Annotated in this window: 16 protein-coding genes; 6 read left to right on the top strand and 10 right to left on the bottom strand. The window is 63.9% G+C overall.

From position 1 onward, the window contains the following. Positions 1-55: 55 nt before the first annotated feature. The 3 genes from fabG to KBZ15_RS07635 form a co-directional block, all read right to left on the bottom strand. Complete coding sequence (fabG, locus tag KBZ15_RS07645; RefSeq protein ID WP_255014619.1) at positions 56-832, bottom strand: 3-oxoacyl-ACP reductase FabG; 777 nt, start codon at positions 830-832, stop codon at positions 56-58. An 85-nt stretch (positions 833-917) separates the two neighbouring features. After that, complete coding sequence (gene fabL / locus KBZ15_RS07640; RefSeq protein WP_255014618.1) at positions 918-1,673, bottom strand: enoyl-[acyl-carrier-protein] reductase FabL; 756 nt, start codon at positions 1,671-1,673, stop codon at positions 918-920. Between the two features lie 62 nt (positions 1,674-1,735). Next, complete coding sequence (locus KBZ15_RS07635; RefSeq protein ID WP_255014617.1) at positions 1,736-2,284, bottom strand: hypothetical protein; 549 nt, start codon at positions 2,282-2,284, stop codon at positions 1,736-1,738. A gap of 49 nt (positions 2,285-2,333) precedes the next feature. On the opposite strand from KBZ15_RS07635, the gene KBZ15_RS07630 reads away from it, so the two are divergent. Beyond that, positions 2,334-2,969: a TVP38/TMEM64 family protein gene (locus KBZ15_RS07630; RefSeq protein ID WP_255014616.1), complete on the top strand. Its 636-nt coding sequence runs from the start codon at positions 2,334-2,336 to the stop codon at positions 2,967-2,969. Here KBZ15_RS07630 and KBZ15_RS07625 read toward each other — a convergent pair. The 3 genes from KBZ15_RS07625 to KBZ15_RS07615 are packed head-to-tail and all read right to left on the bottom strand — an operon-like array spanning position 2,945 to position 5,689. Continuing rightward, on the bottom strand, positions 2,945-3,118 hold the full coding sequence (locus KBZ15_RS07625) for a hypothetical protein (protein ID WP_255014615.1): 174 nt from the start codon (positions 3,116-3,118) through the stop codon (positions 2,945-2,947). The genes KBZ15_RS07630 and KBZ15_RS07625 overlap by 25 nt on opposite strands. 57 nt (positions 3,119-3,175) lie before the next feature. Continuing rightward, complete coding sequence (ligA, locus tag KBZ15_RS07620; RefSeq protein WP_255014614.1) at positions 3,176-5,242, bottom strand: NAD-dependent DNA ligase LigA; 2,067 nt, start codon at positions 5,240-5,242, stop codon at positions 3,176-3,178. A 24-nt stretch (positions 5,243-5,266) separates the two neighbouring features. Then, entirely contained in the window at positions 5,267-5,689 is a 423-nt protein-coding gene (locus tag KBZ15_RS07615; RefSeq protein WP_197152406.1) for a hypothetical protein, read from the bottom strand. Between the two features lie 53 nt (positions 5,690-5,742). Here KBZ15_RS07615 and KBZ15_RS07610 point away from each other — a divergent pair, with 53 nt between their 5' ends. The 3 genes from KBZ15_RS07610 (at position 5,743) to KBZ15_RS07600 (ending at position 7,489) form a co-directional block, all read left to right on the top strand. Further along, the gene (locus tag KBZ15_RS07610) at positions 5,743-6,288 is read left to right on the top strand and encodes a SprT family zinc-dependent metalloprotease (protein WP_255014613.1); all 546 of its coding nucleotides are present in this window, start codon (positions 5,743-5,745) and stop codon (positions 6,286-6,288) included. A gap of 128 nt (positions 6,289-6,416) precedes the next feature. Continuing rightward, positions 6,417-6,941, top strand: a complete 525-nt coding sequence (locus KBZ15_RS07605) for a hypothetical protein (RefSeq protein ID WP_255014612.1) — start codon at positions 6,417-6,419, stop codon at positions 6,939-6,941. 26 nt (positions 6,942-6,967) lie between these two features. Continuing rightward, on the top strand, positions 6,968-7,489 hold the full coding sequence (locus KBZ15_RS07600) for a DUF1269 domain-containing protein (RefSeq protein ID WP_255014611.1): 522 nt from the start codon (positions 6,968-6,970) through the stop codon (positions 7,487-7,489). Here the strand turns inward: KBZ15_RS07600 and KBZ15_RS07595 are convergent. Then, the gene (locus KBZ15_RS07595; RefSeq protein ID WP_255014610.1) at positions 7,442-8,083 is read right to left on the bottom strand and encodes a chorismate lyase; all 642 of its coding nucleotides are present in this window, start codon (positions 8,081-8,083) and stop codon (positions 7,442-7,444) included. The two genes, KBZ15_RS07600 and KBZ15_RS07595, sit on opposite strands and share 48 nt — an antisense overlap. 94 nt (positions 8,084-8,177) lie before the next feature. On the opposite strand from KBZ15_RS07595, the gene KBZ15_RS07590 reads away from it, so the two are divergent. Then, positions 8,178-9,254: a glycosyltransferase family 4 protein gene (locus KBZ15_RS07590; protein WP_255014609.1), complete on the top strand. Its 1,077-nt coding sequence runs from the start codon at positions 8,178-8,180 to the stop codon at positions 9,252-9,254. On the opposite strand, the gene KBZ15_RS07585 is transcribed toward KBZ15_RS07590, so the two are convergent. From KBZ15_RS07585 to mnmG, 3 genes are read right to left on the bottom strand one after another with little or no spacing between them, the layout of a single operon-like run. Beyond that, positions 9,218-10,105 (bottom strand): glycosyltransferase family 2 protein, encoded by an 888-nt coding sequence (locus KBZ15_RS07585; RefSeq protein WP_255014608.1) that lies wholly within the window; start codon positions 10,103-10,105, stop codon positions 9,218-9,220. The two genes, KBZ15_RS07590 and KBZ15_RS07585, sit on opposite strands and share 37 nt — an antisense overlap. 53 nt (positions 10,106-10,158) lie before the next feature. Next, a complete protein-coding gene (locus KBZ15_RS07580) occupies positions 10,159-10,977 on the bottom strand; it encodes a hypothetical protein (RefSeq protein WP_255014607.1) in 819 nt (272 codons plus the stop codon). A gap of 13 nt (positions 10,978-10,990) precedes the next feature. After that, positions 10,991-12,952 (bottom strand): tRNA uridine-5-carboxymethylaminomethyl(34) synthesis enzyme MnmG, encoded by a 1,962-nt coding sequence (gene mnmG, locus KBZ15_RS07575; RefSeq protein WP_255014606.1) that lies wholly within the window; start codon positions 12,950-12,952, stop codon positions 10,991-10,993. 132 nt (positions 12,953-13,084) lie between these two features. Between mnmG and KBZ15_RS07570 the strand changes: the two genes are divergently transcribed. Then, positions 13,085-13,567, top strand: a 483-nt coding sequence (locus KBZ15_RS07570) for a hypothetical protein (protein ID WP_255014605.1), incomplete at its 3' end; no start/stop codon positions are given.

The raw sequence follows: 13,567 nt of genomic DNA, 5'->3' as shown, positions 1-13,567 counted from the left end.
CTTGGGAAATACGGCTGCAATCTCCTCTGCGGTGAAATCGGATTGGGTCATGGAGTTAACTCATTTTGAAGCCGCCATCGACGTGAAGCACTTGCCCAGTGACGTAATCAGACAGGCTTGAGGCGAAAAATAACACGACGTTAGCGACATCCTCCGGTTGGCCAAAGCGACCAAGAAGGATACGGGACTTTACCACGTCTCCAGCCTGTTGTCTGATGGCTTCAGTCATCTCGGTTTCGATCACCCCGGGTGCAACACAGTTCACCAGGATGTTGCGCGGTGCCAACTCAACTGCAAGGGCTTTTGTTAGGGCATTGATCGCACCCTTGCTGGCCGCATAGTTTGTTTGGCCCCGCCCACCCTTTTCGCCGGCCACGGAGCTGATATTTATGATTTTGCCCCTTCGCTTGGAGACCATGTAGGGGATTACGGGCCGCAGCACATTAAATACACCTACCACATTTGTGGCGAGCACTTCTTGTATGTCGTCATTTGTAAGCAGGCCGAGAATGTTGTCTCTGATGATGCCAGCGCTGTTAACAAGAATGTCGATCTTGCCAGCATCTTCGGCTATTTCATCGATTGCCTGCTCGCAGCTTTCGGCATTGCGAACGTCAACCCTTTTGGCTTTGACAGTACCAGCGGCTTTGACAGTGCCACTGAGCCCAGCGGCAGCTGCCAATGTTTCATTGGCGGCTGCTTCATTGCTGCAATAGAGGAATGTAACATCGGCTCCCTGAGCAGCCAGCGTAAGCACAATTGATCGGCCGATTCCCCTGCTGCCGCCCGTGACAACCACTGCCTTGTTTTCAAGTAGGTTTGCGCTGTCCATTCGCTGCTGGGTAGGTTTTGGTGGAGTCTCAATCGGTAGGGATTGGCCCATGGGTATTGGAGGATTCCCTATTGGTTGGCTTTAGTTAGCCAGAAATGGCGAAGCCCCCATCTACCACCAGGGTTTGACCGTTGATCATTTCGGCTTCAGGTAGGCATAGAAGATAGACCCCATCTGCTACATGCTCCGGCACCATGCTTTCGCCCGTTGGGTTTCTTTGGCTGAAGCTTTCCAGCAGTTCTTCCCGATTCGGAAAGTGGGAGAGGGCGTCGGTGTCAACTACGCCAGCGCTGACGGTGTTGACTCGAATTCCCCTTTGGCCCAGCTCCTGGGCCAGGCTGCGCACCAGGGACTCCAGGGCAGCCTTTGACGCTCCTACAAAGCCGTAGTCAGGTATGGCCCTGCTGGCCCCCAAGCTAGACAGCGCAATAATCCGGCCCCCGTCAGCCATCAGTTTCACCGCCTCCTGGCTGAGCAGCACCAGGGCCAGGGCGTTGGTTTCCAGGCACCAACGCCAGTGCTTTCTATTCATCTGCATGACCGGCTTGAGCACGCCACTTGCGGCATTGCTGATCAGTATGTCGAGGCGATCAAATGCCTCTGTGAAACTTTCAAATATTTCTTTCACGCTTTCGGGATCGCCCACGCTCCCTTTGATTGCGATTGCCCGTCTGCCCATGTCCCGAACTTGGTCGCAAAGCGCTGTTGCTTCCGTGTGGCTATTGTAATAATTAATTGCTATGTCGCAGCCGGCTGAGGCGAGCTTCAGGGCGGTTGCCCGGCCGATTCCCCTGGCCCCGCCCGTCACCAGAGCCACCCTCCCCGCCAGCGTCTGCGTCATCGATTCTGCGGGGGGTGGCTGCCTTGGCGGAGATAGTAGGGCTCGATCCCCAGCCGCGCCTCTTACAGCAGTGACGGCTGGTGTTCGACTGGCTCCAATCGGGCCAGCTTCGCCCCTGCTGCAGAGGTCTCCTTACCTCGCTCCCCACCGGTCTCCTCACTGCGCTCCTCGGCCTCGCCGGCCTTGACCTCCAGGGCCTGCTCGATTACGCGGTCGGTGAGGGCGTCGAAGTAGGCCGCCAGGCTGGCCTGCAGCTCCAGGAACTCCGGCCAGAGGGTGTCGTTGACGAAGCTGCGGCTGAGGCGTGCCATCACTGTGGTGCGTCGCTGGCGGCTGTAGCGGTAGGGCTGAATGCCGTAGCGGCGCATCAGTGCCACGAACAGGTGGCGGGACCACTGGTCCGAGAGGGAGAAGCGAAACTCCACCGGCGGCTCTTCGGTGGCCAGCTCAGCCAGGCGGGCTTCGATGCGCTCGCGGGCCCTTCCCGCCGCCACCCGCTCACCGTCGCTGCCGGCCCTGGCATAGAGCGCCTCGATGCGCTGCAGCTTGGCTACAAGCTGGGCTTCCGGGCCCTGCGGCGGTGTTTGCACCGTGCGCTTGCGGCGGGCCATTGGCTTCCAGAAGCTGCTGTCAAGCTACCGACCCTGCCCGGCCTGATCCATGTTCTCCCCCGGCCCATGGTTCGACCCCGAGACCACAGCCATGGTTCTTGCCTCCCTGCGCTCCCCTGCCGGCGCAATGGCCTTCGTTCCCCTCTATGCGCTCTGGGTGACCCTGCTGCTGCCGGGGGTGTGGGCCTCGATGCTGGCCGGTGCCCTCTACGGCCCTGCCTGGGGCAGCTTGATCGTGTTCGTGGGGGCCTGCCTGGGGGCCCAGGCGGCCTTTTTGCTCGGGCGCACCTGGCTGCGCAGCTGGGCGCGCCGGCGGCTGGCGGCGGTGCCGAAGCTGCAGGCGATCGAGCAGGCCGTGAGCCGCGAGGGGCTGAAGCTGGTGTTGCTCACCCGCCTCTCGCCCGCCTTTCCCTTTTCCCTGCTGAATTTCGCCTACGGCCTCAGCGAGGTGAGTTGGCGCGACTACTCGATCGGCCTGGTCGCGATCCTGCCTGGCACGATCCTCTTCTGCGGCCTGGGGGCGTTGGCCGGAGATGTGGCCCGCTTCCGCGAGGTGCTCTCCGGCCAGGCCGATCCCCTCACCTGGACCCTGCGCATCGTGGGACTGCTGGCCACCGTGCTGGTGGTGTGGCTGGTGGGTAGGGCGGCGCGGCAGGCGCTTCAGGGGGCAGAGCCACCGGGCTGATCGGGCAACGGCCAGTCGCGCAGCGCTGCGATCAGTACAAACCAGGCCAGCCGCAGCCGGGCCAGCGGGCCTGGCTGGCTGACGAGCTCGGCATATTTCGCCCGCCCGCACTCGGTTTTGATCCAGCGGAAGGCGGCGGGAGCGGCCATGGCAGCGCAGAGCGGCGGTGGTTTGGACCCAGTCTGATCCCACCAACTGGGGGGTGGTTACATCTCCAGCAGGGCCCGCAGCCCGGCCTCATCCAGCACCGCCACCCCCAGGCCCTCGGCCTTGCTGAGCTTGCTGCCGGCCTCCTCGCCGGCCACCACATAGCTGGTCTTTTTGCTCACCGAGCCGCTCACCTTGCCGCCGGCGGCTTCGATCAGGGCCTGGGCGGCACTGCGGCTGAGGGAGGGCAGGCTGCCGGTGAGCACAAAGGTCTGGCCCGCCAGGGGGGCCTGCTGGCCCGCCGCAGCAGCTGACGCCGCCCGCTCCCCTGGCCCGGCGGCCAGGGAGAAGCCCAGCCCTGCCAGTTGCTCAAGTAACAGCCGGTTGGCCGGGGTGGCAAACCACTGCTGCAGCGATTGGGCGATTTCAGCGCCGATGCCGAAGACGGCGGTGATTGATGGGGGATCGTGGGCGGCGGCGGTGGCGGCGGCGGTTGCCAGCTCAGCGGCACTGGGGAAGGCGGCAGCGAGCGCCTTGGCGCTCACCTCCCCGACGTGGTGGATGCCCAGGCCGTAGAGCTGGCGGTGCCAGGGCTGGGCCCTGGAGGCGGCCAGGGCGGTCACCAGGTTTTCGGCGCTCTTGGCGCCCATGCGCTCCAGGCTGGCCAGCAGGGCCCCATCCAGCCGGTAGAGGTCGGCGATCGAGCCCACCAGGCCCTTCTCCACCAGCTGCTCGATCAACTTGGCCCCCAGCCCATCCACATCCAGGCCCCCCTTGCTGACCCAATGGCGCAGGGCGCCCCGCAGGATCGCCGGGCAGCTCGAATTGACGCAGCGGGTGGCCGCCTCCCCCTCTTCGCGCACCAGCTCCGAGCCGCACTCCGGGCACAGGTTGGGCAGCGCCAGCCGGGCCGCCCCGGCGGGCCGCAGCTCGCCCAGCACCCGCACCACCTCGGGGATGATCTCGCCGGCCTTGCGCACCACGATCGTGTCACCGGCGTGCAGGTCGAGTTCGGCCAGGCGATCGGCGTTGTGCAGGGTGGCGCGGCTCACCGTGGTGCCGGCCAGGGGCACGGGCTCAAACTCAGCCACTGGGGTCACCACCCCCGTGCGGCCCACCTGGCAGGCCAGCCGCAGCAGCCGGCTGGGGGCCTCCTCGGCGGCGTACTTGAGGGCGATCGCCCAGCGCGGCGCCTTCTGGGTGAACCCGGCGGCGTCCTGGAGGCGCAGGTCGTTGAGCTTCACCACCACGCCGTCGGTGGCATAGGCCAGGGAGCGGCGGCCCGTGTCCCAGGCGCTGAAGAAGGCCTCCACTGCCGCCAGATCCGGCAGCAGCTCGGCGTTGGGATTCACCTTGAAGCCAGCTCGCTGCAGCCACTGCAGACACTCCCACTGGCTGCGCGGCCCCTGGGGCGGGTCTTGCGGCAGGTGCAGGGTGTAGGCAAAGAAATCCAGTCGCCTGGCGGCCACCACCTTGGGATCCAGCTGGCGCAGGGTGCCGGCACAGGCGTTGCGGGGGTTGGCGAACGGGGCCTCATCCCGCTCGGCCCGCTCAGCATTGATGGCGGCGAAGGTGGCATCGGGGATCAGGGCCTCGCCGCGCACCTCAAGCCAGGCGGGGGGGGCATCGAGCTGAAGCCGCAGGGGCACCGAGGCGATCGTGCGCACGTTGGCGGTGATCTCCTCGCCCCGTTCGCCGTCGCCGCGGGTGGCAGCCCGCACCAGCAGGCCGTTTTCGTAGCTGAGGGCGAGGGCATTGCCATCGATTTTCAGTTCCCCCACCATCGGCAGCGCCGTGCCGGCTTCTCGGTCGAGCACCTTGAGCAGGCGGCCATACCAGGCCTCCAGCTCCTCGCTGCTGAAGGCGTTGTCGAGGCTGAGCAGGGGAATGCGGTGCTCCACGCTGGAGAAGGCCGCCGCCGGTGTTCCCCCCACCCGCTGGGTGGGGCTGTCCGGGGTGATCAGCTCGGGGTGGGCGGCCTCGAGCTCGAGCAGTTCCCGGTAGAGGCGGTCGTAGACGGGATCCTCCAGCTCGGGGGCATCCAGCACGTAGTAGGCGTGGGCGGCGTGGCTGAGCAGCCGCCGCAATTCGCTGGCGCGGGCCTGGTCCTGGTTGGCTGCACTCACGCCAGCACCCTCAGACAGAACAATTCAGGCTGCAGCCAGCTTGGTGATGCGATCGACCCGCCACTGCTCCTCCACCTTCACGAAGGTGAAATCCAGCGGCAGTTCTTCTTTGCCGTCGCTCTTGAGCTTGACGGTGAGGATCAGCTGGCCCTCATCGAGCCGGGGCCGGCCCGATTTGAGGTTGCGGTATTTGTTGAGCTGCAGCCCCGCCAGGAAGCGGATGAACTGCTGCCGGTTGACGTGGGAGCGGTAGTTCTTGGTGGTGAGCAGGTAGGCCCCATCCACCTGGCCGCTGGCCACCTGGGTGAAGAACTGTTTGATCAGGGGGTTGATGCCGCGGGCGCTGAGCACCAGCCTGACCGCCGAGATGGTCCAGTAGAGGAGCAGGGCGCCGGCCCCGCCGAGCAGGAGCTTGGTGCCGATGTCACGGGTCAGACCCCAGTCCATCACGAAACAATTTGCGTTGACTGGGGCAGAGTCTGACTGACTGCCCCGCCGGCATGCCGCTCGAGCCCCTGCTGCCCCTGTTTCACCAGCTTGACCGGGAGTGGTTTGACGGCAGCCTGGCGCCGGATGGGCAGCGGCTGGTGGAGCTGCGCTGGAGCGATGGCCGCATGCGCCGCACGGCGGGGATGTATCGCTTTGGCCGCCACCGAGACGGGCGTCCCCTCAGCGAAATTGTGCTGTCGCGGCCCCTGCTGGAGCCCTTGCCCCGGGAGGCCACCCTCAGCACCCTCTGCCACGAAATGATCCACGCCTGGGTGGATCGGGTGGTGGGTGCCCAGGAGGTGCACGGCCCCCACTTCCGCGCCCGCATGGCCGCCATCAATGGGGCCCAGGATGGCTTTCGGCTCAGCATTCGCCACCGCTACCCCCTGCCCGTCAGCACCCTGCCGCCCCGCTGGCTGGCCTGCTGTCCAAACTGCGGCCTGAGCGCCCCCTACCGCCGCCGGGTCAAGGGGCTGGCCTGCCGCCTCTGCTGCGAGCGGCTCCACGGCGGGCGCTGGCACGCCAGCTGCCTGTTGCGCTTTGAGCAGGCGGCCTAGGGTCGCGCCAGCAAGGCACCTGCATGGGCGTTTTTCTCTGGACCCTGGAATTCGGTGGGCTCACCATCGCCCTGGTGGGCCTGGGCCGGGAGCGCTGGCTGGCGGGCCGCCGCCGTTAGGTTTGAGCGATGGCTGATTCCTGGTCTGAGCCCCTCGAGCAGGGTTTTGATCGGCTGGTGAGCACCGGCCGGCAACTGGTGAATGGCGTATCCGGTGCCCGGCCCGGGGCCCGGGGCAGCGAGCGCCGCCAGCGGGGGCCATCGCTCCAGTCAGGCCTGGGCAAGCTAGATGGCTTGGGCAGGTGGGTGGAAGGCAAGCTCGACTGGATTCTGGAGGATGGGGAGGAGCTGAGGGAACCCTGGCAGGATTCCCGGCCGGCAGCCCCGCGCCGCCAGCCCCTAGAGGCCATCTCGCGGCGCAGCGGCGCTCTCCCCGAGGCTCGTCAGGCGCCACAGACAAGCCAGGGCGCCCCTGATGTTTGGCCTGACGACACTGATTTTGTGGTGCCCCGCTGGCAGCGTCAGGCCCCAGGCCAGGCCCGGGCCGAACCCCAGCCGCCGGCTGCCTCCCCCTCTTCTTCCCCTGCCCCCGGCCGGGCCATGCCCCGCTCCAGCCGGCGCCGCCCGGGGGCCAGCTCGAGCTGGTCTGACTAACCTGGGGCCAGTGAGCGTCCGGTGCGATGGGCAGTCTGGTGGTGGTTGGTTTTCCCAAGGCCGAGGAGGCCGAGTTGGTGCGGCGGGAGCTGGTGGATATCCAGCGCGAGCAGCTGATCGCCCTCGATGATGCCGTTGTGGTGGAGCATGACGCCGCTGGCCAGGTGCACCTGCGTCAGTCCATCAACCTGACGGCGGCCGGCGCCATCGGTGGCAGCTTCTGGGGCACCCTGGTGGGCCTGCTGTTCCTTAATCCCCTCCTCGGAGCTGCGGTGGGTGCGGGGGTGGGGGCCGCCTCCGGATCCCTCTCGGATATCGGCATCAACGACGACTTCATGCGCGAGCTGGGCGAAACCCTGCCCTCCGGCAGTGCGGCCCTCTGCCTCCTGGTGCGCGAGGCCACCCCGGATCGGGTGATCGAGCGGCTGCGGGCCCATGCCCCCCACGCCAAGTTGCTGCGCACCAACCTCTCCCACACCGACGAAGATCGGTTGCGGGAGCTACTGGAGCAGGCCCGCCTGCAGGCCGAGGCCCTGCGGCTGGGTTGAGCCGGCGGCGAGGCCGGCCGGCCCGAGCCAGTGCTCCAGTTCGGGCGAAAACACCTCCCTGATCACCGTCAGTTCCTTCCCACCTCGAAAGAAGCGGTAGTGGCGACTCCAGAAGGGGCCGCCATGGCCGAAGCGCTCTGCCAGCCAGGGGGCATCCACCCGGGCCAGGCCATCCACTTCCCGAAACAGCTCGGCTCGCCGTGCCGTCAGGCTGCGCCAGATCGGTTGATCCCGTTCGAGCAGGTAGGCGTCGGCCTGCTGCTGGTTCCACCAGCTCTCGGCCCAGGCCAGGGTTCGTTCCCCGCAGCGCAGCCACACCTGGCGCCGCAGCAGGGGGCTTTCAAGTTCGCTGATTTCGGCCGGTGGCGGGCCGCCGGCGCTGGCACCAGACGAAGTCTCAGGTGCCATGGCGATCAATTCGATCTCCACTGGGTCACCGGTGAGCAGTTGAAAGTGACGGGTCGGGCTGCCATCGCCCAGCAGCATCAGCCGCCAGGCTCCCGAAAGCACAGCACCGGCCTGGCCGCCGAGGACGGCGTCGGTGCTGGCCTGCCAGATCACGCTGGGGGAGCTCAGCAACTGGTTAGCCCACATCCGCAAAGGCCTCTGGCCTAGTTCACTTACGTTAGGTAAGAAGGAACGGGGTTCGGGATTGGGGTCCAGCCTGCAGCCCGCCAGCTTGCCTGACGTGGTCGTTACCAACTTCCATCGCCGCTACACCGGGGTCTCCGCCACTGTGCGGGCGCTGGTGCCCGTGCAGCGTCAAGCGATGAAAATCGGCCTACTGGATTGGGGTCGGTTAGGTCTGATCGGGAACATGCGTTGGTGGCATCTGCTGTGGCTGGGATGGACTCCGCCATCTGCTGCCAGATTTCGGATCTGGCATGCCCGTCGGGATATTGAGATCGTCGTTGGATTGCTGCTGAAAAAGCTGCTGCGCCAGCCTTGGAAAATTGTTTTTACCTCGGCAGCTCCCAAGCGACCAGGCCTATGCTTGGGGATGTTATTGCGAAATTGCGATGCGGTAATTGCCACATCGGAGAGGTCGGCCCAGTTTCTGGCTTCCTGCACGCAAGTCATTCATCATGGTGTAGATACAAGCTATTATTCGCCGCCGCCCAATGACGAACTAAGTAGGCTCAAGACATCCCCACTCCCCCAGGGTCTAGGCAGCGTTCCTGGCTCATTGGCGGGTCACTACTGGATCGGGGCGTTTGGCCGCATAAGGCCCAGCAAGGGAACCGATCTTTTGATTGGGGCCCTGATCCAGGTGCTTCCAGACTTCCCTGATTTTAGTGCTGTAATTACGGGGCTGTGTCAGAAAAAACATCAAAAGTTTGCCCAGTCCTTGCAGGCCAAGGTTGTTAACGCTGGCCTGGCTGAACGCATTGTCTTTCTGGGCGATTTGGACCGCGAAACCGTACGCAGCTGCTACCGACGCCTGCTCCTCTGCGTTGCGGCGTCCCGTACCGAGGGTTTTGGTCTCACCCCGTTGGAGGCAATGGCTTGCGGGCGCGCTGTTTTGGTGTCCGGAGCTGGGGTTTGGCCCCAACTTGTGGATCCTCAGGTTGGGGCATCTTTTCAAACCGGATCTGTGGATTCGCTTGTGATTGCATTGCGAGATTTGCTGCGGGATCCCCAATTGCTCTGGCAGATGGGAATCAATGGGCGCCAAAGATCTCTGCAGTGCCATTCGCTGCAGGGCGAGGCGACCCAAATCAATCAACTCTATGGCCGCCTGATGGATTGGGGGTCTGATTTATAGCCTGCTCCGAGGTCATGACGGGCACTGAGCACCCCTTGGAGAAAAGCGCGATTCTTGTAGAATTTTCGCTTGCTGAGCAGGGTTGCCGGCGATAACAGCTGTCGCCAGGCAGAGCCCCTTGCTTTGCGGAATGCCCCCTTGATCTGGTGTTTTGTGGTGACATAGACAAGTGAGCGCCCCATATGCCAAGCCTTGAGCGCTGCAATGCTGGCCGAGCGCCCGCTTGAGTGGCCACTCAGGTGCGTCATCAAGGAGTTATGGATCAGCCAAGTTGGCCCCACCTGCTTGCGTAGGCGGATGCTGATGTCATCATCTTCATGATAGAGAAAAATATTCTCATCAAAGCCGCATATCCTATCAAAGTTTTGTTTGCTTAAAAATAGGGCTGCACCTGTGAGTACTGGCACTTGGCTATCGTTTTTAGGTGCGATAGGGCCCATTATTTCGTTGCTACTAAGCAGGCAGCTGCGGCGTTTAAATGAGACCCTGCCCCGGCTGTCGATGATCTGAGGATTGAAGGCGGATGCTTCTGGCTTTGCGGCGGCGGCGGATTCCAGGGCCGTGATTGTTGTGGCTTCAAGAAAGCTGTCTGGATTCACAAAGAAGAGAAATTCGCTCTGGCTGGCAGCTGCGCCTTGATTGCATGCAGAGCCAAAGCCCAGATTGGTCTGATTGGTAATCAAGAGCGCGTTATGGGCCTTTGCTAGAGCCCTGGTTTCGGCAAGATCTGATGAGCCATTGTCAACGAGAATAATGCTTGTGCCTTGGGGAATAGATGCCAAAAAGCGCTCCAATACCGCTGAGCTGTTGAAGCAAACGCTGATTACGCTGGTGCGGCTCGGGGCGTTCAAGTTCCGGAGCTCCAACTCATCTTTGCTGGCGGGTCAGGTGGGCCCCAATGGCATCAAAAGCCACTGGAGATGCTGACCCTTAGCTGTTCTCCTCCTTTTTCGATCACGGCGCTGTCCCCGCCGGCAGAGCGCAAACGCCAACCGCTGGCGCCGATGCTTTCGCCCACCGCCGCACTTGTTGAGCTGCCCCCGATCTGGAAGATTGCCGAACCACTTTGACCAGCCACTTGAACCACCCCCACCAACTGGGGCGCGCTGGAGCCCGTAGCACCACTTCTGTTACCACTATTGCTATTGCTATTGCCGCTGGCCTCTGGTGCTGGGCTGGTGATGCGGCCATTGACAGGCACCCTGAGTACGCCGGCTAGGGGAGCGCCGGTTGCGGGCAAGGCGGCCAGCTCCTCAACCCAGGGTTCACCTGGCGGGGGCGGCGGCAGATCGCCACCTTGGGCCGCGCCTGCCGCCGTGGCAGAGCTCTGATCGCCTTCAGCAGTCGCGTCAGCTTTGGCTTGAGAAGTGGCGGCGCTGGAGCTGGGCCCCATGTTGCGCAGCCGCTCGATCAGAAGCATGTTGCGTTCCTGCTGGATGGCCTGCTGGGATTGGTTCCAGAGGCCCAATACAACCAGGGCAGCTCCAGTGGCCACCACCACGGCCCCACTGGTGATGGCCAGCAGAAGCCCCGGCTTGGCCCGCTGGCTCGGCAGTGGGTTGATGACGAGCGTTGGTTCCACCGCCTGCAGCAGGGCTTGCCTGGGGCTGTTACAGAACTCCACTTCGATGGGTTTTTCGGGTTCAAACACCCGGTTGAGCACCTGTTCGGCTCGCAGCTCCCAGTAGGCCATGGATGTAGGTATGCCCCGTGCTGGATTCACCAGAAGTCGCCCCCTACGGCCTTGGCTTCAACTTACTCAGCCTGGCTGGGCTTGACGAGGCCTGGCGGTTTCGGATCTCGAGCCAGAGCATCAAGGCCGTGACGTCTGCCGGAGAGACCCCCGCCATTCGGGAGGCTTGGCCAAGGTTCAATGGCCTGATTGCCGCCAGTTTCTCCCGGGCTTCGTTGGAGAGGGTGGCGATCGCGGCGTAGTTGATGTCGGTTGGGATAGGGCGGTTTTCCTGCTTTCTCGCCTGGTCGATCTGCTGCTGCTGGCGGGCCAGGTAGCCGCTGTATTTGATGTCGATTTCGGTGGCTTCGGCCACATCGCGGCGCAGCTCTGGGTCGGCCAGGCCGTGGCCCGCCAGATCGACGCTGTGGAAGCCGGGGCGACGCAGCAGCTCGGCCAGGGTGATCGAGCCCTTGATGGGGGCGCTGGTTTGGGCTTCCACGGCGGCGGCGGCCGGATCGCTGACCTTGAGCCGCACCGTGTTGAGGCGGTGTTGCTCGGCGGCAATCGCCGCCTGTTTGCCCTCGTAGATCTGCCAGCGGCGCTCGTCGATCAGGCCCAGCTCGCGCCCCAGGGGGGTGAGGCGCCGGTCGGCGTTGTCGCCCCGCAGCACCAGCCGGTATTCGCTGCGGCTGGTGAGCACCCGGTAGGGCTCGCGCAGATCCTTGGTGATCAGGTCATCGACCATGGTGCCGATATAACTGCCCTCGCGGGGGAAGTGGACAGGGTCCTGGCCGCGCACCAGCCGGGCGGCGTTGAGGCCGGCCACCAGTCCCTGGGCGGCGGCCTCCTCGTAGCCGGTGGTGCCGTTGAGCTGGCCGGCCGAAAACAGCCCGGCTACCCGCTTGGTTTCCAGGGATGGCTTGAGCTGGGTGGCAGGCAGGTAGTCGTAGTCCACGGCATAGGCAGGCCGCAGCATCACGCAGCGCTCCAGGCCCGGCAGGGTGCGTAGCAGCTCCAGTTGCAGCCGCTCGGGCAGGCCGGTGGAGAAGCCCTGCACGTAGATCTCCGGCGTGTCGCGGCCCTCGGGCTCCAGAAAGATCTGGTGGCTTTCCCTATCGGCGAAGCGCACGATCTTGTCTTCGATTGAGGGGCAGTAACGGGGCCCCTTGCTGTCGATGAAGCCGCCGTAGATCGGGGTGAGGTGCAGGTTGTCGCGAATCAGCTGGTGGGTGGCGGCGGTGGTGCGGGTGATGTGGCAGCTCATCTGCTCGCCACTCACCCAGGCCGTTGGATCAAAGGAAAAGAAGCGATCGGCTGCGTCGCTGGGTTGCTCTTCGAGCTGGTCTATGGCGATGCTGCGCCGATCCACCCGAGCTGGGGTGCCGGTCTTGAGCCGGCCCATCTGGAAGCCCAGCGCTTCGAGGGCTTCGCTGAGCCCAACGGCTGCCTGTTCTCCGGCGCGGCCGGCGCTCATCGATTGGCTGCCCACCCAGATCTTGCCGCCCAGGAAGGTGCCGGCGGTGAGGATCACGGCCGGCGCAGCGTAGGTGCTGCCGAAGTAGGTACGGATGCCGCTGACGCGGGCGTCTTCCCCTGGCGTGCCCTCCAGCTCCAGGCCGGTCACCATCGCTTCGCGCAGGGCCAGATTTGGCGTGTGCTGCAGCAGCTGCAGCATCTGGCGGGCGTACTGGCGTTTATCCGTCTGGGCCCGCAGGGCCCAGACGGCCGGGCCGCGGCTGGCGTTGAGCACCCGCTTCTGCAGGGCCGTGGCATCGGCCAGCCGGCCGATCACGCCGCCGAGGGCATCGACCTCATGCACCAGCTGGCTCTTGGCCGGCCCGCCCACCGCTGGGTTGCAGGGCTGCCAGGCGATTCGATCCAGGTTGAGGGTGAAGAGGGCGGTGCTGAGCCCTAGACGCGCGGCGGTGAGGGCCGCCTCGCAGCCGGCATGGCCGCCACCCACCACGATCACGTCGAAGTGTTCCGTGAAGTGTTCGGTGAAGTGGGTGGCGAAGCTTGTCATGTATCCAAGACTATCGAGTTGCCCGCGCTGGGTTGGGTTCTAAAGCATCATTATTAATGGCCTACGGTCACTGGCAAATAGTCAACAGGCTTGGCGATCCTGACTCGCTAGGCTAGTATTGAGTGCGTGGTATTGACTGTATTTATGGGCGGCTTTTTGGCAAAACTGCATCCAATAATTATCAGGTTTGCCTTGCTCGAGTGGTCAGTATTCGCTTTTTACTCTTCCATCCTACTGGTTAAAAACTCGTTCGGGTTGTTTGCGGGGGTATTGGTATCCTTGAGCCTAGTGGCGGTGCTTGGCCGGTGGCCTTGGCGATTATTGCCCTTGGATCATGTCTTCACCGGGCTCTTGGCGATCTTCCCATTGCTGATGGTGCCATCTCTGCTGGTAAATGGTGGCTCACTAGATTATTTTGATTATCCAATTCGGTCGTTATTATATATTCCCTTGATTATTGGGCTTCGTAGTTATGCTGAGCCCAGGGCGTTTGAGGACTTTCTGTTTCGTGGTGTGAGCACTGGTGGGTTGTTTGCTGCCATTTTCTCGGCCCATTCGCTTAATTTAGCTCCTTCAGAGCGTGTTGGCCTGCCAATCACCAATCCAATTGCCTTT

Origin of the sequence: Cyanobium sp. BA20m-p-22 (genome assembly GCF_024346275.1) — a bacterium.
GTDB lineage: Bacteria > Cyanobacteriota > Cyanobacteriia > PCC-6307 > Cyanobiaceae > Cyanobium_A.
The sequence above is the reverse complement of the archived record's forward strand: the minus strand, read 5'-3'. Positions and strand labels throughout refer to the sequence as shown.

Excerpts from the sequence above, each read along its gene's own strand:
- KBZ15_RS07630 (WP_255014616.1), top strand. The coding sequence starts at position 2,334 with ATGTTCTCCCCCGGCCCATGGTTCGACCCCGAGACCACAGCCATGGTT.
- fabG (WP_255014619.1), bottom strand. The coding sequence starts at position 832 with ATGGACAGCGCAAACCTACTTGAAAACAAGGCAGTGGTTGTCACGGGC.
- KBZ15_RS07605 (WP_255014612.1), top strand. The coding sequence starts at position 6,417 with ATGGCTGATTCCTGGTCTGAGCCCCTCGAGCAGGGTTTTGATCGGCTG.
- KBZ15_RS07615 (WP_197152406.1), bottom strand. The coding sequence starts at position 5,689 with ATGGACTGGGGTCTGACCCGTGACATCGGCACCAAGCTCCTGCTCGGC.
- KBZ15_RS07595 (WP_255014610.1), bottom strand. The coding sequence starts at position 8,083 with ATGTGGGCTAACCAGTTGCTGAGCTCCCCCAGCGTGATCTGGCAGGCC.
- fabL (WP_255014618.1), bottom strand. The coding sequence starts at position 1,673 with ATGACGCAGACGCTGGCGGGGAGGGTGGCTCTGGTGACGGGCGGGGCC.
- KBZ15_RS07610 (WP_255014613.1), top strand. The coding sequence starts at position 5,743 with ATGCCGCTCGAGCCCCTGCTGCCCCTGTTTCACCAGCTTGACCGGGAG.
- KBZ15_RS07625 (WP_255014615.1), bottom strand. The coding sequence starts at position 3,118 with ATGGCCGCTCCCGCCGCCTTCCGCTGGATCAAAACCGAGTGCGGGCGG.
- KBZ15_RS07600 (WP_255014611.1), top strand. The coding sequence starts at position 6,968 with ATGGGCAGTCTGGTGGTGGTTGGTTTTCCCAAGGCCGAGGAGGCCGAG.
- KBZ15_RS07635 (WP_255014617.1), bottom strand. The coding sequence starts at position 2,284 with ATGGCCCGCCGCAAGCGCACGGTGCAAACACCGCCGCAGGGCCCGGAA.
- mnmG (WP_255014606.1), bottom strand. The coding sequence starts at position 12,952 with ATGACAAGCTTCGCCACCCACTTCACCGAACACTTCACGGAACACTTC.